Origin of the sequence: Bosea sp. AS-1 (genome assembly GCF_002220095.1) — a bacterium.
Lineage (GTDB): Bacteria > Pseudomonadota > Alphaproteobacteria > Rhizobiales > Beijerinckiaceae > Allobosea.
On the sequence record NZ_CP022372.1, the window covers coordinates 2,510,297 to 2,537,259 of the forward strand.

General features: G+C 66.8%; 28 protein-coding genes. 22 read left to right on the plus strand and 6 right to left on the minus strand.

Annotated elements, in window-relative coordinates; all coding sequences use genetic code 11:
- The first annotated feature begins 14 nt into the window (after positions 1 to 14).
- Together CE453_RS13735 and CE453_RS13740 are read left to right on the plus strand one after the other, a co-directional pair.
- A complete protein-coding gene (locus tag CE453_RS13735; protein ID WP_089175101.1) occupies positions 15 to 371 on the plus strand; it encodes a VOC family protein in 357 nt (118 codons plus the stop codon).
- A 64-nt stretch (positions 372 to 435) separates the two neighbouring features.
- The gene (locus CE453_RS13740; protein ID WP_089175102.1) at positions 436 to 873 is read left to right on the plus strand and encodes a DUF1489 family protein; all 438 of its coding nucleotides are present in this window, start codon (positions 436 to 438) and stop codon (positions 871 to 873) included.
- Positions 874 to 902: 29 nt separating this feature from the next.
- Here the strand turns inward: CE453_RS13740 and CE453_RS13745 are convergent, their stop codons facing one another.
- The 3 genes from CE453_RS13745 to panC form a co-directional block, all read right to left on the minus strand.
- Complete coding sequence (locus CE453_RS13745; RefSeq protein ID WP_089175103.1) at positions 903 to 1,403, minus strand: MarR family winged helix-turn-helix transcriptional regulator; 501 nt, start codon at positions 1,401 to 1,403, stop codon at positions 903 to 905.
- Between the two features lie 5 nt (positions 1,404 to 1,408).
- Positions 1,409 to 1,876 (minus strand): hypothetical protein, encoded by a 468-nt coding sequence (locus CE453_RS13750; RefSeq protein WP_089175104.1) that lies wholly within the window; start codon positions 1,874 to 1,876, stop codon positions 1,409 to 1,411.
- Positions 1,877 to 2,063: 187 nt separating this feature from the next.
- Positions 2,064 to 2,912 carry a pantoate--beta-alanine ligase gene (panC, locus tag CE453_RS13755; protein WP_089175105.1) on the minus strand — a complete coding sequence of 283 codons (849 nt, stop codon included), beginning with the start codon at positions 2,910 to 2,912 and terminating at the stop codon, positions 2,064 to 2,066.
- Between the two features lie 99 nt (positions 2,913 to 3,011).
- Here panC and CE453_RS13760 point away from each other — a divergent pair, with 99 nt between their 5' ends.
- Together CE453_RS13760 and CE453_RS13765 are read left to right on the plus strand one after the other, a co-directional pair.
- Positions 3,012 to 3,752: a VWA domain-containing protein gene (locus tag CE453_RS13760; RefSeq protein WP_248308064.1), complete on the plus strand. Its 741-nt coding sequence runs from the start codon at positions 3,012 to 3,014 to the stop codon at positions 3,750 to 3,752.
- Positions 3,749 to 4,468: a DnaJ domain-containing protein gene (locus tag CE453_RS13765; RefSeq protein ID WP_089175106.1), complete on the plus strand. Its 720-nt coding sequence runs from the start codon at positions 3,749 to 3,751 to the stop codon at positions 4,466 to 4,468. Before CE453_RS13760 ends, CE453_RS13765 begins: the two co-directional genes overlap by 4 nt.
- Positions 4,469 to 4,523: 55 nt before the next feature.
- Here the strand turns inward: CE453_RS13765 and CE453_RS13770 are convergent, their stop codons facing one another.
- Entirely contained in the window at positions 4,524 to 6,095 is a 1,572-nt protein-coding gene (locus CE453_RS13770; RefSeq protein WP_198302339.1) for an SPOR domain-containing protein, read from the minus strand.
- Positions 6,096 to 6,475: 380 nt separating this feature from the next.
- On the opposite strand from CE453_RS13770, the gene CE453_RS13775 reads away from it, so the two are divergent.
- The 3 genes from CE453_RS13775 (at position 6,476) to CE453_RS13785 (ending at position 9,067) form a co-directional block, all read left to right on the plus strand.
- Entirely contained in the window at positions 6,476 to 6,823 is a 348-nt protein-coding gene (locus CE453_RS13775; protein WP_089175108.1) for a phasin family protein, read from the plus strand.
- A 215-nt stretch (positions 6,824 to 7,038) separates the two neighbouring features.
- Complete coding sequence (locus tag CE453_RS13780) at positions 7,039 to 8,568, plus strand: UxaA family hydrolase (RefSeq protein WP_089175109.1); 1,530 nt, start codon at positions 7,039 to 7,041, stop codon at positions 8,566 to 8,568.
- Positions 8,569 to 8,674: 106 nt separating this feature from the next.
- Positions 8,675 to 9,067, plus strand: coding sequence for a hypothetical protein (locus CE453_RS13785; RefSeq protein WP_089175110.1), 393 nt, complete (start codon positions 8,675 to 8,677; stop codon positions 9,065 to 9,067).
- Positions 9,068 to 9,086: 19 nt separating this feature from the next.
- Here the strand turns inward: CE453_RS13785 and CE453_RS13790 are convergent, their stop codons facing one another.
- On the minus strand, positions 9,087 to 10,271 hold the full coding sequence (locus CE453_RS13790) for an aminotransferase (RefSeq protein WP_089177885.1): 1,185 nt from the start codon (positions 10,269 to 10,271) through the stop codon (positions 9,087 to 9,089).
- Between the two features lie 104 nt (positions 10,272 to 10,375).
- Between CE453_RS13790 and CE453_RS13795 the strand changes: the two genes are divergently transcribed.
- From CE453_RS13795 to CE453_RS13805, 3 genes are all read left to right on the plus strand, one after another.
- A complete protein-coding gene (locus CE453_RS13795; RefSeq protein WP_472840997.1) occupies positions 10,376 to 11,134 on the plus strand; it encodes an SIR2 family NAD-dependent protein deacylase in 759 nt (252 codons plus the stop codon).
- A gap of 196 nt (positions 11,135 to 11,330) precedes the next feature.
- Positions 11,331 to 11,945: a cold-shock protein gene (locus CE453_RS13800; protein WP_089175112.1), complete on the plus strand. Its 615-nt coding sequence runs from the start codon at positions 11,331 to 11,333 to the stop codon at positions 11,943 to 11,945.
- 319 nt (positions 11,946 to 12,264) lie between these two features.
- Positions 12,265 to 13,215, plus strand: coding sequence for an HD-GYP domain-containing protein (locus CE453_RS13805; RefSeq protein WP_089175113.1), 951 nt, complete (start codon positions 12,265 to 12,267; stop codon positions 13,213 to 13,215).
- A gap of 37 nt (positions 13,216 to 13,252) precedes the next feature.
- Here CE453_RS13805 and CE453_RS13810 read toward each other — a convergent pair whose 3' ends face one another.
- Positions 13,253 to 13,603, minus strand: a complete 351-nt coding sequence (locus CE453_RS13810) for a HesB/IscA family protein (protein WP_089175114.1) — start codon at positions 13,601 to 13,603, stop codon at positions 13,253 to 13,255.
- Positions 13,604 to 13,702: 99 nt separating this feature from the next.
- Here CE453_RS13810 and CE453_RS13815 point away from each other — a divergent pair, with 99 nt between their 5' ends.
- The 12 genes from CE453_RS13815 to surE all read left to right on the plus strand — a co-directional run bounded on the left by CE453_RS13815 (position 13,703) and on the right by surE (position 26,945).
- On the plus strand, positions 13,703 to 14,944 hold the full coding sequence (locus CE453_RS13815; protein ID WP_089175115.1) for a deoxyguanosinetriphosphate triphosphohydrolase: 1,242 nt from the start codon (positions 13,703 to 13,705) through the stop codon (positions 14,942 to 14,944).
- A 32-nt stretch (positions 14,945 to 14,976) separates the two neighbouring features.
- Complete coding sequence (gene argS, locus CE453_RS13820; protein WP_089175116.1) at positions 14,977 to 16,743, plus strand: arginine--tRNA ligase; 1,767 nt, start codon at positions 14,977 to 14,979, stop codon at positions 16,741 to 16,743.
- 98 nt (positions 16,744 to 16,841) lie between these two features.
- Entirely contained in the window at positions 16,842 to 18,434 is a 1,593-nt protein-coding gene (locus CE453_RS13825) for an SPOR domain-containing protein (RefSeq protein WP_157733035.1), read from the plus strand.
- 208 nt (positions 18,435 to 18,642) lie between these two features.
- Positions 18,643 to 19,737, plus strand: a complete 1,095-nt coding sequence (locus CE453_RS13830; protein WP_089175118.1) for a TRAP transporter substrate-binding protein — start codon at positions 18,643 to 18,645, stop codon at positions 19,735 to 19,737.
- A gap of 86 nt (positions 19,738 to 19,823) precedes the next feature.
- A complete protein-coding gene (gene nagZ, locus CE453_RS13835; RefSeq protein ID WP_089175119.1) occupies positions 19,824 to 20,834 on the plus strand; it encodes a beta-N-acetylhexosaminidase in 1,011 nt (336 codons plus the stop codon).
- 107 nt (positions 20,835 to 20,941) lie between these two features.
- Positions 20,942 to 21,769: a segregation and condensation protein A gene (locus CE453_RS13840; RefSeq protein WP_089175120.1), complete on the plus strand. Its 828-nt coding sequence runs from the start codon at positions 20,942 to 20,944 to the stop codon at positions 21,767 to 21,769.
- Positions 21,769 to 22,452, plus strand: coding sequence for an SMC-Scp complex subunit ScpB (gene scpB, locus CE453_RS13845; RefSeq protein WP_089175121.1), 684 nt, complete (start codon positions 21,769 to 21,771; stop codon positions 22,450 to 22,452). Before CE453_RS13840 ends, scpB begins: the two co-directional genes overlap by 1 nt.
- 280 nt (positions 22,453 to 22,732) lie before the next feature.
- Positions 22,733 to 22,978 (plus strand): twin-arginine translocase TatA/TatE family subunit, encoded by a 246-nt coding sequence (locus tag CE453_RS13850; protein WP_089175122.1) that lies wholly within the window; start codon positions 22,733 to 22,735, stop codon positions 22,976 to 22,978.
- Positions 22,979 to 23,190: 212 nt separating this feature from the next.
- The gene (gene tatB / locus CE453_RS13855; RefSeq protein ID WP_089177886.1) at positions 23,191 to 23,943 is read left to right on the plus strand and encodes a Sec-independent protein translocase protein TatB; all 753 of its coding nucleotides are present in this window, start codon (positions 23,191 to 23,193) and stop codon (positions 23,941 to 23,943) included.
- Positions 23,940 to 24,749 carry a twin-arginine translocase subunit TatC gene (tatC, locus tag CE453_RS13860; RefSeq protein WP_089175123.1) on the plus strand — a complete coding sequence of 270 codons (810 nt, stop codon included), beginning with the start codon at positions 23,940 to 23,942 and terminating at the stop codon, positions 24,747 to 24,749. The genes tatB and tatC overlap by 4 nt, the downstream gene beginning before the upstream one ends.
- Positions 24,750 to 24,880: 131 nt before the next feature.
- Complete coding sequence (gene serS, locus CE453_RS13865) at positions 24,881 to 26,182, plus strand: serine--tRNA ligase (RefSeq protein WP_089175124.1); 1,302 nt, start codon at positions 24,881 to 24,883, stop codon at positions 26,180 to 26,182.
- Between the two features lies 1 nt (position 26,183).
- The gene (gene surE / locus CE453_RS13870) at positions 26,184 to 26,945 is read left to right on the plus strand and encodes a 5'/3'-nucleotidase SurE (RefSeq protein WP_089175125.1); all 762 of its coding nucleotides are present in this window, start codon (positions 26,184 to 26,186) and stop codon (positions 26,943 to 26,945) included.
- Positions 26,946 to 26,963 lie beyond the last annotated feature (18 nt).

Consider the following 26,963-nt stretch of genomic DNA (forward strand, 5'->3'; position numbering starts at 1 on the left):
TCTGGGAGTCGTGAATGACGGTGAAGCGTATCGTGGCGACCATGCTAACCGCCGAACCGGGTCTCGCGAAGCCCTTCTACGGCAGCATTTTCGACATGCACCCCGTCATGTATCATGGCTGGATCCAGATCTGCGCGGCGGATGGCGATCCGACGGGGCCACAGCTCGGCTTCGCCAGCGAAGGCGGTTCCGGCACGCCGGTGCCGGACCTGTCGATCGAAGTCGATGATCTCGACGCTGTGCTGGCGAGGGTCGCGGCCGCAGGACTGCCGATCGAATACGGCCCGGTCGATGAGCCCTGGGGCGTACGGCGCTTCTTCCTGCGCGATCCGTTCGAGCGGCTGGTCAACGTACTCGCTCACGCCCGCTGAGCCCGTCTGTGGAGAAGCACCGCAGGGGCTGGCTGGATGCGGCGCCGAGGCCTATTTTACGAGCATGGCCCTTCACTTGCTCAAGCTCTGCGTCGGCGCGGAATCGATTATGGACCTCGAGGAGTGGATCGAGGAGCGCATGGACCAGCGCCGGGCGCGCGGCGAGGCGATCGAGCAACTCCACACCACGCGCATGGTGCCGAAGAAGATCGAGGACATCCTCGACGGCGGCTCGCTCTACTGGGTGATCAAGGGGCAGATCGCGGCGCGGCAACGGCTGACCGATATCCGGCCTTTCACCGATGCGGAGGGCATCGGCCGCTGCCACTTGGTCATGGAACCGGTGGTGGTGCCGGTGGAGCCGCGCCCGTTCCGGCCGTTCCAGGGCTGGCGCTACCTGCAGGTCAAGGACGCGCCGCGCGACCTCGCCGAGCATGGCGGCGATCTCGGCGAGATGCCGGAGGCGATGCGGCGGGAGCTGGCGGGGTTGGGCCTGCTGTAGCAGGCCCCCGAAGGCGCGTCCGTGGTTCGCTAGCTCGGCTTGGCCGCTCCGCCGACCTTGCCGATATCGGCCGCGACAATCTCCTCGGTACATTGCACCAGCAGGTCGGTGCTGCGCGTCAGGAAATCGGTGACCAGCCGGAGCGTCGTGTCGTCGAAGCTCGACCAAAGCGCACGCATGGCGATGCGGCGCGGTTCGTAGGCTGCCTCGATCGGCGCCGTCGCAGCCCGCACCACGCTGATCAGCATCCTCCTGCGATCGGCCTCGTCGCGGCGGCGGATGACGTATCCGCGGGCGGCCAGCCTGTCGACGAGGGCCGTCACGGAGCCCGAAGTCAGGCCGGTGGCCGTGGCGAGTTCGCCGGCCGTGACGGTCTCACGCAGGAAAATGAGATCGAGCACTTCCAGATCGGTTGGGTGCAGGCCGAAATGCTTGGCCATTGCGGCGCTGCTGAGCACGCTCTGCGCTCCCATCCGCCTCACGGCGTGGCCGAGCTGACGCAACAGCATGTCGTCGTCGCGATCGGACATCTCGATCAGATCCCGGTGCTTCGGACGGCCGTCCAGAAGGCCACCAGCAGCGCGGCCAGCGTCGCGAGATCGAGGAGCATTCTGAGGCGGCTGCGGCGAGTCCAGCTCAGCGCCGCTTCCTGTGAGAACTCGCCCGCTTCGGCTCGCTCGAAAGCGAGGGCCTTCGGGATGAAATCGAATGCCGACCAGATGCGCATCATCGCATGGGTGGCGAGCGCGATCAGGAGCCCGAGCCGAACATCGTTGTCCCCCCAGGCAACCACCAGCGCCGTGATGAGCAGAAGCTCGAAGGCGATATGCGCTGGGATCCAGAAGCGCTTGCGCGACACTCCGCCATGCACCGGCTGGACCAGCGCAGGCCGGCGCGGCCAGGCGGGGTCGATCACGATGAACTCATAGAGGCCGCCGCCGATCCCGATCACGGCGGCCAGGATCGTTATTCCAATGATAATCTCGACGGATGTTGGCGCCATCCCCACCCTCCTTGCGAAAATGCGCGGCGGAGCATGGTTCATTTTATCTTGATGATCAAGATAAATAAGGGCGACGGCGCAGCCATGGACAAGTGAGCGATGTCCGCTGAGCAGCGGGACACGCGGCTGGAAAGGCGATGCGAGGCCGTGAAGCCGTGAGCGTCAGCACGTTCCTATATGCGGCCGCTCAGACGGCGATGTTGTCGATCAGCCGGGTGCTGCCGATGCGCGCCGCGAGCAGCAGGCGGATCGGTCCATCGGTCAATGCGGTGACCGGGGCAAGCGTCTCGGCGTGGCGCGCTTCGAGATAATCGAGCTCGAAGCCGGCGATGATGATCTCGTTCTGGGCATCGGCAACCGCCTGGAAGAGGGGATCCTCGTTGCGGATGCGCGCTGCGAGATCCTGCATGACGCGGTGGAGGATCGGCGCCAGCGCGCGATGCTCGGCCGAGAGGTAGCGGTTGCGAGAGGACATGGCGAGGCCATCCGCCTCCCGGATTGTCGGCAGCGGGACGATGCGGATGCCGAGGTCGAGGTCCGCCGCCATGCGGGTGACGACCTTGAGCTGCTGGTAGTCCTTCTCGCCGAAGATGGCATAGTCGGCGCGCGACTGCGTGAACAGCTTGCAGCAAACCGTTGCGACACCTTCGAAATGCGTCGGGCGGAAGCGGTCTTCCAGGCTGACGGCGGCGGGGCCGAGCAACAGCACGCGGGTGGCGAAGCCGGCCGGATACATCTCCTCGACCGAGGGAAAGAAGACCGCGTCCGCTCCCGCGGCGACGAGCTTGGCGCAATCGTCGTCGAAGGTGCGGGGATATTTCTTGAAGTCCTCGTGAGGGGCGAACTGGGTCGGGTTGACGAAAATCGAGACGATGACGCGCCGTGCATGGCGCTGACCCTCCGTCACGAGCGCGATATGGCCTTCGTGCAAGGCGCCCATGGTCGGAACCAGCGCCACCTCCTCGCCAGCCGCATGCCAGCCGGCGACGGCTTCACGCATGGCCGCGACCGTCTCGAAAATCGTGATCCCGGCCATTGTCGTCTCCTCCGCCTGGCGGACGGGTAGCAAATGCGGTCGCTCTGGCCAATATCAGGATCAGGACAGGACGCGATTCAGGAAGGCCGCCGACGCATCATGGGCGAAAAGAACGATCGGGCCGTCGGGAAGACCGCCAGCAGCGTGCCGGCAGGGCCATCGCAGCCGGGCGAGATCGACCGCTTCCTCGGCGCGGCCAGGCGCCTCGCGCCGCTGGCGACGAGGACGGCCGGGCGCCTCGTCTTCGCTCTGGATGCGACGATGAGCCGGCAGCCGACATGGGATCTCGCTTGCTCGCTGCAGGGGCGGATGTTCGAAGTTGCAGCCGAAAGCGGCGGCCTTGCGGTGCAGCTCGTCTATTTCCGCGGGCTCGGCGAATGCCGGGCCTCCGGCTGGGTCGGCGAGCCAGAGCGTCTGAAGGGGCTGATGGGGCGGATCGCCTGCGAGGGCGGGCAGACACAGATCGCGCGGGTGCTCCGGCATGTGCGCGACGAGGCGCGGAGCGTGCCCTTGCGCGCCTTCGTCTTCGTCGGCGATGCGATGGAGGAGGATGTCGATGCGCTCGCGACGCTGGCGGGCGAACTGGGCCTGCGCGGCATACGCGGCTTCATCTTCCAGGAGGGGCATGAACCGGCGGCGAGTTCTGCCTTCGCGACAATCGCGCGACTGACGGGCGGCGCGCATGCCCGTTTCGACGCCTCGGCGCCGGCTTCTCTGCTGGAGCTGCTGCGCGGCGCCGCGGCTTATGCTGCCGGCGGGCGCGAGGCGATGTTGCGCCTCGCCGGTTCGAGCCCGGCCGTGAAGGGGCTGATCGTGGCAATGGAAGGAGGGCGCGGGTGAGCCTGCTCTACGGCGTCGCCGTCCTGATCCTGGTCTGGTGGCTGGCGAAGCTCTTTGCCGGTGCCAATCCGAAAGTCCTGGCCAAGCTCGGCAAGACCGTGGGAGGTGTCGCCTCGCTCGGCGTCGCCGCCCTGCTGATGGCACGCGGCCGGATGGACATGGCCGTCTTCCTCGGCGGCATCGGCGCCTGGCTGCTCGGTTGGAGTGCGACCGGGCCAGGCGGCATCCGCTTTCCCTGGGCCGACCGCAGCGGCCCGACGCCAGGCGCGACGTCGAAGGTGCAGTCGCTCCTGCTGGAGATGGAGCTCGACCACGACAGCGGCGCGATGCGCGGCAAGGCCAGGAGCGGAACTTATGCCGGGCGCGATCTCGACAGTCTCGCGCCGGCCGATCTCAGCGCCCTGATGCGCGATTGCCTGGCGCGGGATCCCGACGGAGCCCGCCTGCTAGAGGCATATCTCGACCGCCGGTCGCCCGGCTGGCGTGAAGACGCTCAGCGTGACGGTGACGCGGGGCAGCGCGGCGCGCCGGGCGCGGGCGCGATGACGCAGCAAGAGGCCTACGAGATCCTGGGGCTTCAGCCGGGGGCGGGCGAGGAGGCGGTCCGCGAAGCCCACCGGGCTTTGATGAAGCGGATTCACCCGGATGCCGGCGGCACGAGCGGCCTTGCCGCTCGCGTCAACCAGGCCAAGGACGTCCTTCTGAAGCGGGGGTAGCGCCGGGTTCTGGGAGTAGGTCGGCGACATGGCGTGAACTCCTTTCCCGGGCCGGTCAGCTCTTGGTGGCGAAGCAGGAGAAGCCGCCGCGCTTCAGCTTGGCGCAGGCGTTCTGCGCATCCTTCGAGTCGTCGAAGCCGGCGAAGCGGGCGCGGAAGAGGGTGGAGCCGCCCTTCTCGACCTTCTCGGTGAAGCCGGAGGCGCTGGCGAGCGAGCCTGCCGCCTTGGTGCGAGCCCGGGCGAGGATCTCCTTGGCCTTGGCCTCGTCGTCGGTCGCGCCGAGCTGGATCACCCACTTGCCGGAGGCGACGACCGCCGCCTGATGTGACATCGCCGGGGCCGGCTCGGGGGCCTGGATCCTGGCGGGGACCGCATCCGACTTGCGGGCGACGCTTGCCGCGACGGGCTCGGCCCGGTTCTCGGCAACCTTGACGGGCGCGGCGGCTGGCTCAGCCAGCTTGGCGATGGACGAGGTGGTGTCGACGTTCGCCGGCGGGCGCAGGACCTTGGCGTCGGCCGGCTGGGCGCCGATCGACCAGCGCATGGCCGACGGTGTCGTGGTGGCAGTGACCGGGCGCATGTTGGAAATCTGCAGCGGCTGGCCGGCGGAAACCGGGCGCGGCGGCGCGATCGGCGTCTGGGTCGGCATCGGCGCATAGGCGCGGGCGGCAGCCGGCAGCGGCGCCGAAACGGTTTCCGGGCGCGGCACGGGGATCGGTGCGGGTTCGGCGGCGGCGACGCGCGGACGCTCCTCCGGCCGGACGCGCTCCTCGGGACGCGGCCTCTCCTCGCGTTCCGGCGCCTCGGCGACCATCACCGAGGAGCGGCCGCTGGTGGTGGCGCGCGGCAGATTGGCGAGGACGAGATCGGTCATGATCTTGTCGCGGGATGCGCCGGAACGGCCGCCGAGAACGACGGAGACGATCTGGTGGCCGTCGGCCCTGGCAGAGGTCATCAGGTTGAAGCCGGAGGCGCGTGTGTAGCCGGTCTTGATGCCGTCGACGCCCTCGACCTTGCCGAGCAGGCGGTTATGGCCGCGGATCGTGCGGCTGCCATATTGGAAGGCGCGCGTCTGGAAGAGCGGGAAATAGCGCGGGAAGCGCTCCTGGATGGCGCGGGCGAGAATGGTGAGGTCGCGTGCCGTCGTCAGATTCGGCGGCGAATGCGGCAGGCCATGCGGGTTGTAGAAGCGGGTCGAACCCATGCCGAGCGAGCGGGCCTTGCGCGTCATCTGTTCGGCGAAGGCCTCTTCCGAGCCGGCGATGTTCTCTGCCACCACCACCGAGGAATCGTTGGCGGACAGCGTGATCATGCTCTTGATCGCGTCGCCGACCGACAGGGTGGTGCCGGCGCGCAGGCCGAGCTTGGTCGGCGGCTGCGAGGCCGCGTAAGACGAGACCTTGAGCTCGGAATCCATATCGAAGCGGCCGCGCTCCATCTGCTCGAACAGCATGTAGAGCGTCATGACCTTGGTGAGGGAGGCCGGGATGCGCGCGGCATCCTCGTTGACCGCATGCAGCGTGCGGCCGCTCTTCACATCGACGACCATCGCCGCATAGGGGGGGGTATAACCCCCGCCGCCAGCGTGATGACGGCGCTTGCGCGCCTCGGCGGGGGAGGTGGCCATGGTGGCCGCCACAGCGACCACTCCGATCAGCCCGACGACGACCCGCAGACGCGGCCGCCGCAACCCAACGCAACCAAGCACCATGAATGGCCCCGAACTCAAAACTCACACGTCTCGACCTGCGCACCATGACGTGGCGCGAAGGACACAGTCAGAGGACGTTAGGACGACGCGGTTACGGAGCCGTTAAAAGTTGAACGGTTGCGATCGGAACGGTCTGCGTTTGGTGCATTGCAGCGTTCTCTTGACATTCATGTTGCGCTGCACAATATAGCGGCAGTCCCCGGTGGTGATCTCTTCATACGACCTTGGGGCGACACGACCGAGCCCATGCGCGGCTCGCCACCAGAGTCGGCACCCCAGAGTGCCAGGAGAAAACCATGATCCAGCAGTTCGAGACCCTCCAGAAGGCTTCCAAAGAGAACGTCGACGCCGCTCTGAAGGCCTTCGGCGCCACCTCCAAGGGCGTCCAGACCATCGCCGTCGAGGCCACCGACTATGCCAAGAAGTCCTTCGAGGCCGGCACCGCCACCCTCGAGAAGCTCGCTGGCGTGAAGACCTTCGACAAGGCTCTCGAGATCCAGGCCGACTACGTCAAGACCTCGTTCGAGGGCGCCGTCGCCCAGCTCACCAAGATGGGCGAGCTCTATACCGCTCTCGCCAAGGACGCCTACAAGCCGTTCGAAGGTATCGTCTCGAAGGCTGTCCCGGCCGCCGCCGGCAAGTGATCGGCTGCATGTGATCCCACGGCGCGGTCGATCCGCGCTGGTGGTGCTGCCTAGAGTTCAGTTGCGTTCAGAGAAGCCCGGCCGCGATGGCCGGGCTTTTTCGTTGCGGACCGTGCGGGTCGGCCGGTCTTTTGAACCGATTGAAAACAGGGGCGATTGAGCGCATCTCTAGGGCGAACGCCGTATGTCGCGGCGAGAGGGATCTTCGGTTCGCCATGCTCGACAAATCCGCGCCGCCTCGCACGCTCAAGCTCAACGCTGCCGACAACGTCGTCGTCGCCGTCGATCCGGTGGATGTCGGCGTGACTGCCGCCGGCGTCGAGGCGCTGAAGCGCATTCCGCGCGGGCACAAGATGGCCATCGTGTCGATCGCAAAGGACCAGCCGATCCGCAAATTCGGCCAGATCATCGGCTTCGCGACGAGCGACATCGTGCCGGGCGACTGGGTGCACGAACACAATACCGGCTTCCACGCCTTCGAGCGCGACTACGCCTACGCGGCCGAGGCAAAGCCGGAATTCGTGTTGCCGGTGGAGCAGCAGGCGACTTTCGAAGGTTTCCGCCGGGCCAATGGCAAGGCCGGCACCCGTAACTATGTCGGCATCCTGACTTCGGTGAACTGCTCGGCTTCGGCCGCGCGCTTCATGGCCGAGGAGGTCAAGCGCTCCGGCCTGCTCGCCGACTATCCCAATGTCGATGGAGTGATCGCGCTGACCCACGGCACCGGCTGTGGCATCGACTACAACGGCGAGAGCTTCGAGGTGCTGAAGCGCACGACCTGGGGCTATGCCTGCAATCCGAACATGGCCGCGGTGCTGGTCGTCGGCCTCGGCTGCGAGGGCTTCCAGATCAGCCGCATGAAGGAAGCCTATGGCGTCACCGAGAGCGATATCTTCCGCACGCTCACCATTCAGGAAACCGGCGGAACCAAGAAGGCCGTCGCTGCCGGCATCGAGGCGCTGAAGGTGATGCTGCCGATCGCCAACCGGGCGAAACGCGAGACCGTGCCGGCCTCTGAACTGATGCTGGCCCTGCAATGCGGCGGCTCGGATGGCTATTCCGGGATCACCGCCAATCCGGCGCTGGGAGCTGCTGTCGATATCCTCGTCGAGCATGGCGGCACCGCGATCCTCTCCGAGACGCCGGAAATCTACGGCGCCGAGCATCTGCTGACGCGCCGCGCCGCGACGCGGGAGGTCGGCGAGAAGCTCGTCGGTATCATCGAGTGGTGGGAGGACTACACCGCCCGCGCCCGGATGAGCATGAACAACAACCCTTCGCCGGGGAACAAGGCGGGCGGGCTCACGACCATCCTGGAGAAATCGCTGGGCGCGGCCGCCAAGGGTGGCACCAAGACACTCTCGGCGGTCTATCATTATGCCGAGCCGGTGAAGGAGAGGGGCTTCGTCTACATGGATACGCCCGGCTACGATCCGGTCGCGGCGACGGGACAGGTGGCGGGCGGCGCCAATATCCTCGCTTTCACGACCGGCCGCGGTTCTGCCTATGGCTGCAAGCCGACGCCCTCGATGAAGCTCGCGACCAACACGCCGGTCTACGAGAAGATGATCGACGACATGGACATCAATTGTGGTGACGTGCTCGACGGTGTTTCGCTGGAGCAGAAGGGCCGCGAGATCTTCGAGAAGCTCCTGAAGGTCTCATCGGGCGAGCGCACCAAATCCGAGCAGCTCGGCTATGGCGATGCCGAATACGTGCCCTGGCAGATCGGCGCGACGATGTGATTTTCCAGCGTGCCGATTGAACCCGGCGCAAGGCTGACGCGACCAAGAACGGGCCGGCATCGTTTATCGCGATGCCGGCCCGTTCTGTCTCCGGCCTTGGATTTCCATGAAGACCTTTCTTCTCGTCACCGTCCCGCGCGTCCTGCTGGGGCTGATCTTCCTCGTCAGCGCCGTCGACGGCTTCTGGTGGCTCGCCACCGGCGTGAACCTGATCCATCCGCCGACCAGCCCGCGCGGCGTCGTCTTCGAGACGGCCTTGCAAGATTCGGGCTTCATCTGGCCCTTCATCAAGGCGATCAACCTCACCGGCGCGCTGAGCCTGATCTCGAATGTCGTGCCGGCCTTCGGGCTCGCGCTGATCGCGCCGGTCATGGCGGTGATCGTGCTGTTCCACGCCACGATCAACCCGCAAGGCCTGCCGGTCGCGGTGGTCCTCGTCGTACTGGGGCTGTTGCTGGTCTGGGCCTATCGCGACCGCTACGCGGCAATGTTCCGCTGAGCGGGCCGCGCGGGCAACCTCAGAGCGCAAACCCCGTCAGCCTTTTGCCGAGCAAGCCGATCCGGTCGGCCGCGACGTTGGCGATGGCGATGCGCAGATGCTCTTCCTGTCCCGGGCCGAAATAGGGGCCGGGCAGGGCGAGGACGCCGCGCTCTTCGGCCAGCCGCTGCGCGACTTCAGCCGCCTTCAGGCTGGCGAAGGGATGAGCGACATAGGCGAAATAGGCGCCTGCCGAGAGCACGCGCCAGCCGTTCAGCGGCGCCATCGTCTCGCGGAACAGCCCGGCGCGGGCATTGATCTCGGCGCGGTTGCGTTCGCGCCAGGCGCGGATGCCGTCGATGCCCCAGGTCACTGCCGACTGTCCGGCCCGGACGGGGCTGATCTGCACGCAGTCGAGCACCTTGCCAACCTGGGCGACGACCTGCTTGCCAGCCGTGATCGCACCGAGACGCCAGCCCGGCACGGCATAGGCCTTCGAGAAGCTATAGAGACCGATCACGGAGTCTTGCCAGCCGCTTGCGGCAAAAACCTCATGCGGCCTGGTAACACCTTCGGGCAGGAAGTCGCGATAGGTTTCGTCGAGCACCAGCCAGAGCCCGCGCCTTGCGCAGAGGGTGGCGAAGGCCGCGATCGTTTCGGGCGGATAGACGGCGCCAGTCGGGTTGTTCGGCGTTACCAGCACGATTGCGCGGGTGCGCTCATCGATCAGCGCCTCCGCCGTAGCGACATCGGGCACGAAGCCTGATTCGGGCATGCAGGGCAGAGGGCGCGGTTCGACGCCGAGCATAGTCAGCGTCATCTCCTGGTTGAAGTACCAGGGCGTCGGCAGCAGCACGTTGTCGCCGGCTCGTGCCAGCGCCATCATCGTTACGACATAGGCTTGGTTGCAGCCGGAGGTGATCGCCACCTCCGCCGGGGCGAACGACGCGCCGTAGACCCGTGAGATCTCGGCGGCATAGGCCTCGCGCAGGGTGGTGTCGCCGGTGATCCCGCCATAGCGTGCGCTGCCGGGCTCGGCCGCCGCTTCCGCGAGCTTGCGCAGCAACGCATCGGGTGGAGGCGAGCCGGGCACGGCCTGCGAGAGGTCGATCAGCGGGCCGCGACTGCCATCATAGCGCCGGGCCCAGCCCTGCGCCTCAGGAATCGGCGGCGTGCCGGTATCGATGAGATCGGGATTCAGGGCGGCGGACGATGAGGTCAGCATGATCAGCCTGCTTTGCGGCGGCGCGGGCCTTGCGTCAATCGCCTTGGAAGCGTCGCAACGCTCGCCCATATCTGGGAAGCCTCCAATTCCAGCGAGAGAGCGTGCTGATGCAGGACGAAACCGAGGATGCGATCGCCGAGCTCCATGCCATGCTCGACAGGGCGGACCGCATCGTCAGCTTCACGGGGGCTGGCATCTCGACCGAGTCGGGCGTGCCGGATTTCCGCACGGCAGGCTCGCCCTGGATGGTCAACAAGCCGATTCCGTTCGAGGCCTTCGTGCATAGCCGCGAAGCGCGCATCGAGGCCTGGCGGCGCAAATTCACCATGGACGATCATTATCGCGATGCGCGGCCGAATGTCGGCCATCTCGCCCTGGCCCGCCTCGTCGCAGACGGGCGCTCGCCGGCGATCGTCACCCAGAACATCGACGGGCTGCATCAGGCGTCGGGTGTGCCGGGCGATCAGGTGATCGAGCTGCACGGCAACGGCACTTATGCGACCTGCCTCGATTGCGGGTGGCGCCATGAGCTTGCGGCGATCCGCCCGGCCTTCGAGGAAACGGGCGAGCCGCCTGCCTGCCTGATGTGCACCGGGCCCGTGAAATCGGCGACGATCTCCTTCGGCCAGGCGATGCCGCAGGAGGCGATGATGCGGGCGCAGGCGCTGGCTCTGGAATGTGACCTCTTCCTCGTCGTCGGTTCGTCGCTGGTGGTCTATCCGGCCGCGACGCTGCCGGTGATCGCGAAGCGGCAGGGCGCCAAGCTCGTCATCCTCAACCGTGAGCCGACGGAGCTCGATCCGATCGCCGACCTCGTGATCCGCGCCGAGAGCGGCAAGGCCCTGGCGCCGCTCGTCTCCTGACCGGGCGGGAATGGCGACGAGGCTCGATGTCGCCGTCCGCGGCACAGGATCTCCTCGGTACGACCGTGATTTTGCGCCGAGCGGAGATTTTTGGCTGCGGATCATGTGGAAGACCGGATGGGGGCTGTATCCCGAATCCGCAGCAGTGCTATCGTCATGTCACGAATCAAGATGTTCTGCGTGGGGTGAGCGGCACATGTCCGACGAATTCGGTGAGAGCGGGCGGCCACCGATGGGTCCCATACAGTCACTCAATCGCGTCGTGCGGCTCGATGGCCCCGGCCAGGGTGCCTCGGACGTCGCGGTCGAGCTCGCCGGATACGTCAAATGGTTCGATGTTTCGAAGGGTTACGGCTTCGTCGTTCCCGAGACGGGCGGTCCGGATATCCTGCTCCACGTCACCATCCTGAAGCGAGATGGATTCAATACGATAGCGGAAGGTGCTCGCATCGTGCTCGAAGCGATCGAGAAGGCACGGGGGCGGCAGGCCGTTCGCGTTCTCTCGATCGATACCTCCGCGGCCCGGCACCCTTCCGAGATGCCGATCGCCCGCACCAACGTGACCGTCACCCCGACGAGCGGGCTGGAGCGGATGGTGGTGAAATGGTTCAACCGGCTGCGCGGCTTCGGCTTCGTCTCGAAGGGCGAGGGCGCGCCGGACGTGTTCGTGCACATGGAAACGCTGCGCCGTTACGGGATGGTCGAGCTGGTGCCCGGGCAGACCGTGCTGGTGCGCTATGGACCGGGACCGAAGGGGTTGATGGCCGCCGAGATCCGGCTGGAGCCGGGCGGCATGGCTGGCTCGCACTGATCGCGTTGAGCATTCGGTAAGTACGCCGGCAAGGACATCGTCCCTGCCGGCTTTTTTGTGCCGCGAGGGCCCGCTCGGCAGGGATTCCGAGTGGTGTTTTTTACGGTTCGTCAACGGGCCGGGCTAAGATGGGCGACCTTGCCGGAGATTTCGTCCCATCGTCCTCCTTGTCAGTGATCGTGACCAGCAGCGGCTGCCGCTGCAACGCCTGCTCTCGGTCTGGGGGGCATGCCAGAGCTTCGACCCGACGGAGGTCGATGCGATCGGTGCTGCCGACAGTCGGCTGCTGATCGTCGACCTGGATCTTTCCGACCCGGCGATGATCCAGCTGGCGCGCGCCGCGCTCGCTCCGCACCGGCGTCAGGGAGCGCCGTTCCTGTTCCTGCTGCGCGACATGTCGCCACGCTGTCAGATGCAGGCGAACGCGCTGGGGGCCAAGGCGGTCCTGCCGGTCGGGACGTCGCAGCCGGACCTGCTCGACAGGGTGGGGGCGATGCTCGGCCTGCTGCGTGAAGCGGGGCCCGAAGCTGTCCTGCAGCAACGTTTCGTCAGGGCGTCCGCAGCGTTTGCCGATCTGCTCGAAGCGGCCGGCTCCGGCGACGCTCTGCCCGTCCAGGCGATCAGCGACGGGGTCGAGGCGATCAACCGGGCGGCCGCCGATGCCGATCTCGATAGCTGGCTGGAGATGGTCTGGCGGCATGACGATGCGACCTACCAGCACTGCCTGCTCGTCTCCGGCCTCGTGGCTGCATTCGCGCACAGGCTGGGCTTCAACGAGGCCGACCGGCGGCTGATCACCAGCGCAGCCGTCCTGCACGATGTCGGCAAGGCGCGAATCCCGCTCGCGATCCTGCGCAAGGCCGGACCGCTGACGCAGGAGGAGCGCGCGGTCGTCGGCCGACATCCGCAGATCGGCTACGACATGCTGGTCGCGCAAGGCGGGTTCTCGCCGCTCGTTCTCGACGCCGTGCTGTCTCACCACGAGATGCTGGATGGCTCGGGCTATCCCCGAGGCATCGGGGCCGACCGGATCTCAGACCCGGTGCGCGTGATCACCATCTGCGACATCTATGGCGCGCTGATCGAACGTCGCTCCTACAGGCCATCGATGCCGCCTGAGGAAGCCTTTGCCGTGCTGATCGCGATGGGCGACAAGCTCGACCGCGATCTGGTCCGCGTCTTCGGCGATATCGTCCTGGGCGCGTCCGTTGCCCGGCTCGGCAAGACGATCGCCGCCTCGCCGGTCCGCGGTTCGGAACGGGCGGCCTGACCGGGCCGAGCGCGGCGCTCTTCTCCGCGACTGTTCGCTAGATCGCGAAGGACGTGCCGCAGCCGCAGGAACTGGTGGCGTTCGGATTGGTGATCCGGAAGGACTGACCGATCAGGTCGTCGACGAAATCGATGGTGCAGCCCTCGAGCAGGTCGAGCGAGGTCTCGTCGATCAGGACCGTGGCGCCGTCGCGCTCGATGACGAGGTCATCAGGCGCCTTTTCCTGCTCCACGTCGAAGACATACTGAAAGCCGGAGCAACCGCCGCCCGAGACGCTGACGCGCAGCATCGAGCCCGGAGGCTCGTGCGCCATCACGGACAGGATTCGCTTGGCAGCGTTCTCGGTCACGGCAATGCCGCGTGGGTTGACCGCGAGATCGGTCGACATATTCGGGCTCCCTGGGCAGATGCGCCTTGCACCCTGGCTGCCCGGAAAGGTAATGGCGCGGCAGCGCCTCCACAAGCAGGTGGGCGCGGCGAGGCTGCCATGCCGCAATCACAAGGCCAGTTCCTGCCATCCGGTCACGAGCCCGGCGAGCGCTGGCGCGCGCCCTATGCCTGCCGGTCCAGCCTCAGCCGCGGGCGGTTGGTCGGGGAGCCGGTTTCTGCCACGCGCGGAGAATTCCAGCGCGATCGCGACCGCATCATCCATTCGACCGCCTTCCGGCGACTCAAGCACAAGACGCAGGTCTTCGTCTCGCATGAGGGCGACCACTACCGGACGCGCCTGACCCATACGATCGAGGTCGCGCAGATCGCCCGCGCCCTGGCGCGAGCGCTCGGGCTCGACGAGGATCTGGCCGAGGCCCTGGCGCTGGCGCATGATCTCGGCCACACGCCCTTCGGCCATACCGGCGAGGATGCGCTCGACGAATGCATGGCCGGGTTCGGCGGCTTCGATCACAACGCCCAGACCTTGAGGATCGTGACCCGGCTGGAGCGGCGCTACGCCGATTTCGACGGGCTCAACCTCAGCTGGGAGACGCTGGAGGGGCTGGTCAAGCACAACGGCCCGTTGCTCGATCGCGAGGGGCTCCCGACCGCGCGCTATGCCAAGACCGGCATTCCGGCGGCGATCGTCGAATACCAGCATCGGCAGGATCTCTGGCTCGACAGCTACGCTTCCGCGGAGGCGCAGGCGGCCGCGCTCGCCGACGACATCGCCTACAACGCCCATGACATCGATGATGGATTGCGGGCCGGTCTCTTCGGTCATGCGGAGCTGCGCTCCGTGCCGTTCCTGGCGGAACTGCTCGACGAGATCGAGCGGCTCCATCCCGGGCTCGAGAAGCCGCGGCTGACGAACGAGCTGGTTCGGCGCGTCATCACCCGCTTCGTCGAGAACGTGATTGCGGAATCGCAGGCCCGGCTCGCGGCATTGCAGCCTGCCGACGCCGATGCGATCCGGCGGGCCGGGCAACCGGTCGTGGCCTTCCCGGTGGCGATCGAGGCCGCCGACCGCGACATCAAGGGCTTTCTCTATCCCAACATGTATCGCCACCCGCGCATCGCGCCGATCCGGGCGCAGGCGGCGCGCGTGGTGAGGGATCTGTTCGGGCGCTTCAGCACCGACCCGGCCGCGATGCCGGACGAATGGGCAGCCGGTTGCGACGGGCTCGACGAAGCGCGCCGGATGCGCCGCATCGCCGACTATATCGCCGGCATGACGGACTGGTACGCGCTCGACGAGCACCGCCGCCTGTTTGACGTCACTCCCTCGCTGCGATAGGGCCGGGCGGCTTTCAAACCGCAGTGGCCGCAATGAACCTGTTCGAGACTTATTCCGCTCGCCTCCATGCCGCGCTTTCGGCGCTTGCCGAGCGAGGCGCCATTCCGGCCGGGCTCAATCTCGCGCGCGTCGTGGTCGAGCCGACGAAGGATCCGGCGCATGGCGACCTCGCCACCAACGCGGCGATGGTGCTGGCCAAGGACGCCGGCACGAACCCGCGCGCGCTGGCGACGCTGCTGGTCGAGGAACTCGCGAAGGACCCCGAGATCGACAAGGCCGAGATCGCGGGCCCTGGCTTCATCAACCTGACGCTGCAGCCGGCGGTGTTCACGGCGATCCTGAAGGCTGCGATCGAGGCGGGCACGGAATACGGGCGCGGCGCGCCGAAGCCCGCGCCGAAGGTCAATGTCGAATATGTCTCCGCCAACCCGACCGGGCCGATGCATGTCGGCCATGGCCGTGGCGCGGTGTTCGGCGACGCGCTGGCCAACCTGCTCGCCTTCGGCGGGCATGACGTGACGCGCGAGTACTACATCAACGACGCTGGCGCGCAGGTCGACGTGCTCGCCCGTTCGGCCTTCCTGCGCTACCGCGAGGCACTCGGCGAGGATATCGGCGCGATCCCCGAGGGTCTCTATCCGGGCGACTACCTCAAGTCGGTCGGTGTGGCGCTGGCGGAACAATATGGGCCAGCCCTGCGCGAGAAGGCTGAATGGGACTGGCTTCCGCTTGTCCGGCAGGCTGCCATCGACGGCATGATGGCGATGATCCGCGACGATCTTGCCGCGCTCGGCGTCGTGCATGACGTGTTCTTCTCGGAACGCTCGCTGCAGGGCCGGGACGGCAATTCCAACGCCGTGCATCAGACGATCGAGGATCTGCGCGCCCGCGACCTCGTTTATGAAGGGCGCCTGCCGCCGCCAAAGGGCCAGAAGGACGAGGATTGGGAGGATCGCGAGCAGACGCTGTTCCGCGCCACCAAGTTCGGCGACGACGTCGACCGGCCGCTGCTGAAATCGGACGGCAGCTATACCTATTTCGCCAACGATATCGCCTATCATCGCTCGAAATTCACGCGCGGCTTCCCCGAGATGATCGACGTCTGGGGCGCCGACCACGGCGGCTACGTTAAGCGCATGCAGGCCGCAGTGAAGGCCGTGACGAACGGGGAGGGCTCGCTCGACGTCAAGCTCTGCCAGCTCGTGCGCCTGCTGCGCAACGGCGAGCAGGTGCGCATGTCGAAGCGCTCTGGCGATTTCGTCACGCTGCGCGAGGTCATCGACGAGGTCGGCCGTGACGCGGTGCGCTTCATGATGATCTTCCGCAAGAATGACGCGACGCTGGACTTCGATCTCGCCAAGGTCGTCGAGCAGTCGAAGGACAACCCGGTCTTCTACGTCCAGTATGCGCATGCACGCTGCGCCTCCGTGTTCCGGCAGGCCCGCGAGGCCTTTCCGGATCTCGACCTGTCGCCGGCCGCATTGTCGCAGGCGGACCTTTCCATCCTGACGGATGAGGCGGAAGTCGGTATCATCAAGTCGATCGCCGCTTATCCGCGGATCATCGAGGGAGCTGCCGCGGCACATGAGCCGCATCGCGTCGCTTTCTTCGTGCATGAACTGGCGAGCGCCTTCCACTCGCTGTGGAACAAGGGCAAAGACTCGCCGCAATTACGGTTCGTTAATCAAACTGATCGAAAGTCGACCTTGGCGAGATTGGCGTTTGTGCATGCGGTGCGCAGCGTCCTTGCTTCCGGTCTGGCTGTCGCCGGAGTTGCGGCGCCGGAAGAGATGCGCTGACGGTCGCTTTCCGGCGGCGCGCACAAGGTCAGGTTGACCGCACAGAGTTCCCGGTTCTTCCATAGGGAGAAGCGGCTTGTGCTGGAATGGATCGTACCATGAGTGAGCCAGCTAGGAATCGTTTCGCGCTCGATCTCGAAGATCTCGAGCGCCAGCTCCGGGGGGCAGGGCAGGCGCAGCGCCCCGCTCAGTCGCCCGACCCGCTGGCGGAGCTGACCCGCATCGTCAGTCAGGACGACCCGCTCAAGGACATCTTTGCCGAACGTCGGCCGCAGGCCGTGCAACCGGCGATGCGCCAGGAGCCGAGCCTCGCGGTGGTGCCTCCGCGCCCGGCGCCCGTGCCGCCGCCCGTCTCCGAGCCTCCGGCCGAGATGCGCGGCGCTCTCGACGAGTTCGAGGCCTTGCTGCGCCGTACCGAGCCCGAGCGTCGTGCGGCGCCCCGACCGTCATGGCCCCAGCCGCAGCCGCAATATCAGCCGGAGGAGGCCGCTCCCGAGGCCGAGGATTTCGCGCAGCCTGCGCCCGCAGCCTATGGTCGCCCCTTGCCGGTTCAGGGCGCGCCCGTCCCGCGCGATCTCGACGAGGAGCAGGGCTACTATCAGGAGCCGCATTATGAGGCCGAGGCGCCAGCCCACGGCTATGATGCCGGGCAAGGGACGTATCAGCCCGAATATGCGGAAGACGATATGCCCGATCTCGAGCCGCGGCGCTCGCGCAAGGGGCTTTGGGCTGCTGCGGCGGTGATCGCGGTCGGTGTTCTCGGCGTTGGGGGCACCATGCTGCTGCGCGGCGGCTCGGCCACCAATAACGGGCAGCCACCGGTGATTGCGGCCGATAGCGGGCCGGTCAAGGTCGAGCCGACCAATCCGGGCGGCACCGAGATCCCGAACCAGAACAAGCAGATCTACGAGCGTTCTGCCGAGGCGCCGCAGGGGCAGACCAAGCTCGTCGACAACCAGGAGCAGCCAGTCGACATTCAGCAGGCCGCCCGTTCGATGCCGGTGCGGGGCGTCTCGCCGGGACCGGGTTCCGGCACGGGCGAGGTCGCCCCGGCTCCGGCCGGAGCCGAGCGCAGCATCGTCATGCCCGAGCCGGCGCTGACGCCCATGCCGGCCGTGCCGGGTCTGGGCGAGCCGCGCAAGGTCCGCACCGTCGCGATCCGTCCGGATGGCACGCCGGCGCAGGCCGCCGCGGCTGCCGACGCCAATGGCAGCAAGCCGCTCGCAACCGGTTCGGCGCCGAGCCGCTCGATCGCCGGCAATCCCGGCAGCATGAACCTGCCGTCGGCCGCCGCCGCACCGCAGCCGCCCGCAAAGGCCCAGGAACGCGCGACCACGCCGCCTGCCGCAACGACACCCGCTGCGCCCATGCGTCTCGCCAGTGCTCCTCCCGCAGCCGCGGCCCTGCCGGCAGCGCCCGCCAATGCCGCGATTCGGGCCGGCACCGGGGACTTCGTCGTGCAGCTCGGCGCTCCGGGCAGCGAGGCGGAGGCCAAGGCCACTTTCGCGGCGCTGCAGCGCAAGTACCCGCAGCAGCTCAACGGCCAGTCGCCGATCATCCGCAAGACGGAACTCGCCGGCGGCAAGACGGTCTATCGCCTGCGCGTCGGGCCGTATTCGCGCGACGGGGCTACATCGATGTGCTCGCAGCTCCAGGCTGCAGGCGGACAGTGCTTCATCGCCAAGAACTAAGGCGACGGCATTCGATCATGCGACAGGGCAGCGCCTTCGGGCGCTGCCCTTTTTCGTGCCGGCCGCGTTGGCGATGGAGCATGTCCGGCGAGTGTCGGGAACGCTTGACGAGCGCTCTTGCCGTGCCGGAACCTGCATGCGACTTAGCTGCCAACGATGCGTCTGCGGCACCGCCGCCTTGCCATGAGCATCGAGCGGAGGATTAGCCATGGATCGTCGTCAGTTCGTCAAGGTCGCCGGGGCGGGAGCCGCCGGCAGCGCCGCCATCGCCGCGCCCGCCATCGCGCAGTCGCAGCCCAAGATCAGCTGGCGGCTGGCCTCCAGCTATCCGAAGAGCCTCGACACGCTCTACGGAATCTCGACCCATGTCGCCAAGCGCGTGGCCGAGGCGACCGACAACAATTTCCAGATTCAGGTCTTCGCCGCGGGCGAGATCGTCCCGGCGCTTCAGGCGCTCGATGCCGTGCAGAACGGCACCATCGAATGCAGCCACACGCTGTCGAGCTTCTATATCGGCAAGGACCCGGCCTTCGCCTTCGAAACTTCGCTGCCTTTCGGCTTCAACACCCGTCAGCAGAACGCCTGGCTCTATCAGGGCGGCGGCCTCGAACTCTGCCGTGCCTTCATGAAGGGCTACAACTGCTACACGATTCCTTCCGGCAACACCGGCGCGCAGATGGGCGGCTGGTTCCGTAAGGAGATCAAGACGCTGGAGGATCTGAAGGGGCTGAAGTTCCGCATCGCCGGGCTCGGTGGGCGGATCATGGCGCGCCTCGGCGTGGTGCCGCAGACCATTGGTGGCGCCGACATCTACCCGGCGCTGGAACGCGGCACGCTCGATGCCGTCGAGTTCTCCGGGCCGTTCGACGACGAGAAGCTCGGCTTCGTGCGGGTGGCGAAATACTACTATTATCCGGGCTTCTGGGAGGGGAACGCCAACGTCTCCTTCCTCGCCAACATGGACAAGTGGAACGCGCTGCCGGCGTCCTACAAGGCGATCGTCGAGGCGGCCTGCGCCGAGGCCAATGCGCTGTGCGTCGCCAAATACGACCACGGCAATCCCGATGCGCTGGTGCGGCTGGTCGGCAACGGCGCCGAGATGCGCGCCTTCCCGCAGGAGGTGATGGCGGCGGCCTACAAGGAGGCCTTCGCGATGTATGCCGAGCTCGCCGCAAGCAACGCGCAGTTCAAGACCTTCTATGATTCCTTCCTGCCGTACTGGAAGAAGGAGCAGCTCTGGTTCCGCATCGCCGAACTGCCCTTCGATGCTTTCAACGCGCAGAATTTCCAGCAGGTGAAGTGACAAATCGCCGGCCGTCGTCATCGCATATCGTATGCGTCGGCGACGGCCGGCTTGACCGCGCCCCAACCTCTTCCTAACCCGGTGCCATGACTTCGCGCGCCTTCATCGCCGGCTGCCTCGGCACGAGCCTCTCCCCCGACGAGCGCGCCTTCTTCCGAGACGCGCGGCCCTGGGGCTTCATTCTGTTCAAGCGCAACACGCAGTCGCCCGAGCAGGTCGCCGCGCTGACGGCCGAGATGCGCGAGGCGGTCGGCTGGCACGCACCGATCCTGATCGACCAGGAGGGCGGCCGGGTGCAGCGCATGGGCCCTCCGCTCTGGCCGAAATATCCGCCGGCGCGTGCCTTCCTGAGCATCAACGACCCGATCCGCCAGCGCGAGATCGTTCGGCTTTCGGCCCGGCTGATGGCGCATGACCTCAAGAACGTCGGCATCGACGTCGACTGCCTGCCCGTGCTCGACGTGCCGGTCGCCGGTAGCCACGACGTCATCGGCGACCGCGCCTATGCCCATGATCCCGACCAGGTCGCGCGTCTCGGCCGGGCGGCGGCGGAGGGGCTGATCGCCGGCGGCGTCTTACCCGTGATCAAGCACATGCCCGGCCATGGCCGGGCGCGGGCCGACAGTCACCACAACCTGCCGATCGTCGACGCCACGCTGGACGAGCTCAGGGCGCATGATTTGCGGCCCTTCCGCCACCTGGCCGACATGCCGCTGGCGATGACGGCGCATGTCGTCTTCACCGCGCTCGACCCGAAGCATCCCGCGACCGTCTCCCGCAAGATCGTTCGCGAGATCATGCGCGGCGAGATCGGCTTCGACGGGTTGATCATGACCGACGACATCTCGATGAAGGCGCTCTCGGGCTCTTTCGAGGCCAAGGCCCGTGCGTCCATTCGCGCCGGGGTCGACGTGATCCTGCATTGCCACGGCATCATGGAGGAGATGGTGGCCATTGCCGGGGTGGTGCCGGAGATGAGTGGGGCGCGGGCTCGCAGGGCGGCTGCCGCACTCGGCCGCATCCGCCATGAGCCGGAGCCGATCGACCTGGAAGCCGCGCGCGCCGAACTCGCCAGCGCCCTTGCGTTGCAGGGCTGAAAGGCCGAATCTCCCTGCGGGGTTGATCGCACATTTTCGCGGAGTGTCCCGGGTCCCTTGGGAGGCGCCCGGGGGATTGCGTGAACATGACGGGGACGTAGGCCAGCATGACGGCCGAATTGCCATTCGAGGAGGATCGTGAGCGGCGTGAGGACGAGCCCGCGCTCGTCGTCGATGTCGACGGCTATGAAGGGCCGCTCGACCTGCTGCTCGATCTCGCCCGCCGCCAGAAGGTCGATCTGCATCGCATCTCGATTCTGGCGCTTGCCGAGCAGTACCTCGCCTTCGTCGAGGAGGCGCGAGCGCTCCGGCTCGAACTCGCGGCCGATTATCTCGTGATGGCGGCATGGCTGGCCTATCTCAAGTCGCGGTTGCTGCTGCCCGAGCCGCCCAAGGGCGAGGAGCCGAGCGCGGCCGATCTCGCCACGGCGCTTGCCCTGCGCCTACGTCGGCTGGAGGCGATTCGGGCCGCGGCGAACAAGCTCGCCTCGCGCGACAGGCTCGGACAGGACTTCTTCGCGCGCGGCGCGCCCGAGGAGATCGTCGCCGGCGCCCGTCCGGTCTGGGAGGCTGAACTCTACGATCTGCTGGCGGCCTATGCCCAGCAACGGCAGAAACGGGTGCAGGGGCACATCTCGGTCGGCCATCGCCTGGTCTGGTCGCTGGTCGAGGCACGCGAAGCCTTGCAAAGGCTCGTCGGCGAGGCAGGTGACTGGACCGAGATCGACCCTTACCTGACCGCCTATATGCGCTCGCACGGATTGCCGGCCGGTGAGATGAAGGCGACGGTCCGGGCCTCGGCGCTCTCCGCGATGCTGGAGATGGTTCGGGAAGGCATGCTCGATATCCGGCAGGAAGAAGCCTTCGCGCCGATCTCCGTCCGCCGGCGTTCCGCCCGGCCGCCGGTGCTGCCCTTTGCCGGACGGGACGCCTGATGACGGCTGCGATCGCGGAAGATTTCGACGAGGAGGATGGCGGCGGGGCGGAAGCCTTTGCCCAGGGCCTGCGCATCGTCGAGGCGCTGCTTTTCGCTTCGACGATGCCGCTGTCGACAGAGGAGCTCGGCCGATCGGTGCCGGCCGGCATCGAGATCGGGCAGGTGCTGGTCCGGCTCGGGGAGCTCTATGCCGGGCGCGGCGTCAATCTGCGGCAGGTGGCGGGCGGCTGGGCCTTCCGGACGGCACCCGATCTCGGCTATCTGCTTGCGGCCGAGGCAGAGCCGCCCCGGAAGCTGTCGCGCGCCGCGCTCGAAATCCTGGCGATCATTGCTTATCACCAGCCGGTGACGCGCGCCGAGATCGAGGAGATCCGCGGCGTTGCCACCGCCAAGGGCACGCTCGATATCCTGCTGGAAGCCGGCTGGGTACGCTTGCGTGGGCGGCGACGCACGCCGGGCCGGCCGGTCACGTATGGCACAACGCCGGGCTTCCTCGATCATTTCGGCCTCGATCGCATCGACGATTTGCCGGGGCTGGAGGAGCTGAAGGGGGCGGGCTTCATCGAAGGGCGCCTGACGCGCGACCTCACCGTGCCGGTCCCGGATGACGATCCGGGTCTGCGCGACGACGAGGACCCGCTGGGCGACCTGTTCTCGCCGCTCGACGACGGTGACGGCTAAGCGCCTCAAGGCGTCCAGCTGTTCATTTCTCGCGCCAGCGCCCCATATTGAGGGGGCGCTGGCGGCCAGCCCGGCTGCGGCAAGGTACCGCTGGTGGGTGAAGGCAGTCCGATGCGACCTTTTCTGTTGCTGTGGGTGAGGCGATCGGCTGCGCAATTCGCTGGACGAAGTCCTTGTGTTTCCGGCGGCAGGTCAATAGGTTCCGCCGCCGAGTGATCGACCGGGTCGCGATTTGGTTGGGGATTGCCCCCGGTCAGAGCAATTTCGGAGGAGTTTCGCCATGGGTGGCGTGAGCATTTGGCACTGGATCGTCGTCGGCGTCATCGTGATGCTGCTGTTCGGGCGCGGCAAGGTGTCGGAACTGATGGGCGATGTCGCCAAGGGCATCAAATCGTTCAAGAAGGGCATGGCGGAGGACGATGAGTCGACGCCGAGCGCGACGAATGTCGACCCCAAGGTGATCGACCAGACGCAGGCCGGCAATGCGGCGGCTCAGGCGCAGGCCAAGGCTGAGCACAAGGCCTGATGAAGCCTGCGTCCCAGCGACGCGGTTTGGTCATGCGCGCCTTCCGAGGTTCGGCCGCTCGCGGCTGCATGGAAGCGTGCGAGAGCCGGATCCGGCCGGGTCAGTGCGACCCGGCCGATCATCCGTCTCCATGAGATTGATAGAGAACGGCTGATCCGATCCCGGTTGCCTTGCAACCCGATCAGCGCGTGCTCTCAGAGGACGAGCCCTCGATGTTCGACATCGCCTGGAGCGAAATGGTGCTGATCGGCGCGGTCGCGCTCGTCGTGATCGGCCCGAAGGATCTGCCGAAAGTCCTGCGCACGGTCGGCCAGACCGTCGGCAAGGTGCGGCGCATGGCGGCCGAATTCCAGGGCCAGTTCAACGAGGCGATGCGCGAGGCCGAACTCGCGGATCTGAAGAAGCAGGTCGAGGATGTCGGCGGCAGTGTCTCGAGCGCGCTCGAGACGAGCCCGACGCCCAGCACCGACTACAAGCCGATCGAGGAGCCCAAGGATTTTTCAGCGTTGGCCGGGACCGGCGATGTGGCGAAGCCGGACGCAGCGGCGCTGAAGGAGGCGGAAGCCAAGCTGGCGGCGCTTCCGGTGCCCGAACCGCCGCCGGTCGACGTCGCCGGCCAAGCGCCGGCCGCGAAGCCGAAGCGCGCCCGCAAGCCGAAAGCCGAACCGGCCGGTTCAACCGGGGAAGCTCCCGCGGTGGAGGTCACGGCGGTGAATGAGGCGCCAGCCAAGCCGGTCCGTGCCCGCAAGCCGAAGGCAGAGCCGGTTGCTCCAGCGGAGGAGGCTCCTGCAGCGAATGTCGCGACGGCTGATGAGGCGTCGGCCAAGCCGGCTCGTGCCCGCCGGTCCAAGACAGCCGTCATTGAAGTCGCAGCCGCGGCTCAGGACGAGGCGGCCGCGCCCGCGAAGACCGCCCGCAAGCGCAAGCCGAAAGCCGCCGTGAAGGGCGAGGGGAGTTCCGCATGAGCGTCGCCAATCCTCGCGAGGGCGAGGACGAGATCGAGGCCTCGCGCGCGCCGCTTCTCGATCACCTGATCGAATTGCGTTCACGGCTGATCAAGTCGCTGATCGCCTTCCTGATCATGTTCTTCATCTGCTTCGGCTTCTCGACGCGGATCTACAACATCCTCGTGCTGCCCTATGTCTGGGCGGCGGGGAATGCGGCCAATGCGCAGCTGATCTATACCGGTCCGCTCGAGCTGTTTTTCACCCACATCAAGGTGGCGGCCTTCGGTGCTGGCTTCTTCGCGTTTCCGGTGATCGCGACGCAGCTCTACAAATTCGTCGCGCCGGGGCTCTACAAGAACGAGAAGGCGGCTTTCGCGCCCTATCTCGTCGCGACGCCGGTGTTCTTCACCCTCGGCGCGATGCTGGTCTTCTTCTTTGCCATGCCGGTGCTGATGAAGTTCTCGCTCGGCATGCAGCAGGCCGCGACCGAGACGCAGGCGGGGATCGCACTGCTGCCGAAGGTCAGCGAGTATCTCTCGCTGATCATGACGCTGATCTTCGCCTTCGGCGTTGCCTTCCAGCTGCCGGTGATCCTGACGCTGCTCGGACAGGCAGGCATCATCGATTCGCAGTTCCTGAAGGACAAGCGTCGCTACGCCATCGTCTTCGTCTTCATCGTGGCAGCTGTGCTGACCCCGCCGGACATCCTGTCACAGCTCATGCTGGCCGTGCCGATGCTGCTGCTCTACGAACTCTCGGTGTTCTCGGTGCGGCGCGTCGAGAAGAAGCAGGAAGCGGCTAAGGCGGCAGCGGACGCCGAGTAAGATATCGGCCTCGTGCCTGCCCTCATGGCCGGCAAACGTACATCAATGCGCGCAGAGTGGTTCCCTCCTGCGCGATCCCGGTCTAGAGCATGCGTCGCTACATTCCGTAGCGATGCATGGCCTGAAAGACGATGTACGACATCCGATGGATTCGCGAGAACGCCGCGGCGTTCGACAGGGGATTGACGCGACGGGGGCTGGAGCCGCTGTCGTCCTCGCTGCTCGAACTCGACGATAGGCGCCGCTCCGCCATCGCAAAGGCGCAGGCCACGCAGGAACGCCGCAACGCCCTCTCCAAGGAGATCGGCAAGGCGATGGGCGCGAAGGATGTCGCGCTCGCCGACAAGCTCAAGGCCGAAGTAGCAGCGCTCAAGGAAGAGCAGCCGGCGCTCGAGGCCGAGGAGAAGGCCGCCAAGGACGCGCTCGACGAGACGCTCGCAGCGATCCCGAACACGCCGTTCGACGATGTGCCCGACGGTGCCGACGAGCACGACAACGTCGTGCTGCACGTCCATGGCGTGAGGCCGGAGGAGCGTGGGCTGCTCAAGGGCGTCAACGATCCCAAGCAGCATTTCGAGCTCGGCGAAGCCCTCGGCCAGATGGATTTCGAAAAGGCCGCCAAGCTCTCGGGCGCGCGCTTCGTCGTCTTGCAGAACCAGATCGCGCGGCTCTCGCGGGCGATCGGGCAGTTCATGCTCGACACCCACACCGAGGAACACGGCTACACCGAGGTCAATCCGCCGCTGCTGGTGCGTGACGACGCGATGTTCGGTACGGCGCAATTGCCGAAGTTTCGCGAGGATCAGTTCCGTGCCGGCGAGGAGCACTGGTTGATCCCGACCGCCGAGGTGCCGCTGACCAATCTGGCAAGGGAATCAATTCTTTCGGAACAGGAGCTGCCGCTTCGATTCACTGCGCTCACACCCTGCTTTCGCTCGGAGGCCGGCTCTGCCGGGCGCGATACGCGCGGCATGTTGCGACAGCATCAGTTCGAGAAGGTCGAGCTCGTCTCGATCACGGCGCCCGAAAAGTCGCGCGAGGAGCATGAGCGCATGCTCGCCTGCGCCGAGGCCGTGCTGAAGAAGCTCGACCTGCATTACCGCGTGATGACTTTGTGCACCGGGGATATGGGCTTCGCCTCGCAGAAGACCTGGGACATCGAGGCCTGGCTGCCGGGGCAGAAGACCTATCGCGAGATCTCGTCCTGCTCGGTCTGTGGCGATTTCCAGGCGCGGCGGATGAACGCCCGCTACAAGACCAGGGACGGCAAGGGGCCGTTCTTCGTCCACACCCTCAACGGTTCGGGCACGGCGGTTGGCCGGGCGCTGATCGCGGTGATGGAGAACTACCAGAACGCCGACGGCTCGATCACGGTGCCCGACGTGCTGGTTCCCTATATGCGCGGTGTGACCAAGATCGAGAAGGCGGCCTGAGATGCGGATCCTCGTAACCAACGATGACGGTATCCACGCCGAGGGGCTGGAGGTGCTGGAGCGCGTCGCGCGCCAGCTCTCCGACGATGTCTGGGTCGTGGCGCCGGAAAGCGACCAGTCCGGCGTCGCCCATTCGCTGTCGCTGTCGAACCCGCTGCGCCTGCGCCAGATCAGCGAGAAGCGCTTCGCCGTGGCCGGCACCCCGACCGATTGCGTCATCATGGCGGTGCGCTCGATTCTGGCCGAGGCCAAGCCCGACCTCGTGCTTTCCGGCGTCAACCGCGGCTCGAACGTCGCCGAGGACGTGACCTATTCCGGCACGATCGCGGCGGCGATGGAGGGCACGTTGCTTGGCATTCCCTCGATCGCCGTGAGTCAGGCCTATACGCCGGGCGATCGCAACACCATCCGCTGGGACTGTGCCGAGAGCCATGCGCCCGGCATCATCCGGCGGCTGCTGGAGGAGGGCATTCCCGAGGGCGTGCTCTTCAACCTCAACTTCCCCAATGCGGGGCCGAGCGAGGTCGAGGGCGTCTCCGTCACGGTGCAGGGGCGGCGCGACCAGGAACTGGTCAAGCTCGAGCCGCGCAAGGATGGGCGGGGCAATCCCTATTACTGGATCGCCTTCCAGCGCAGCCGCAAGGAGCCGGCGAACGGCACCGATCTGCGCGCCATGGCGGAGAAGCGCATTTCGGTCACGCCGCTGGAACTCGACCTGACCCATGAGCCGACGCTGACGCGCTTCGCGCGGGTCTTCGCCTGAGGCACTGCGGGGAGGGGG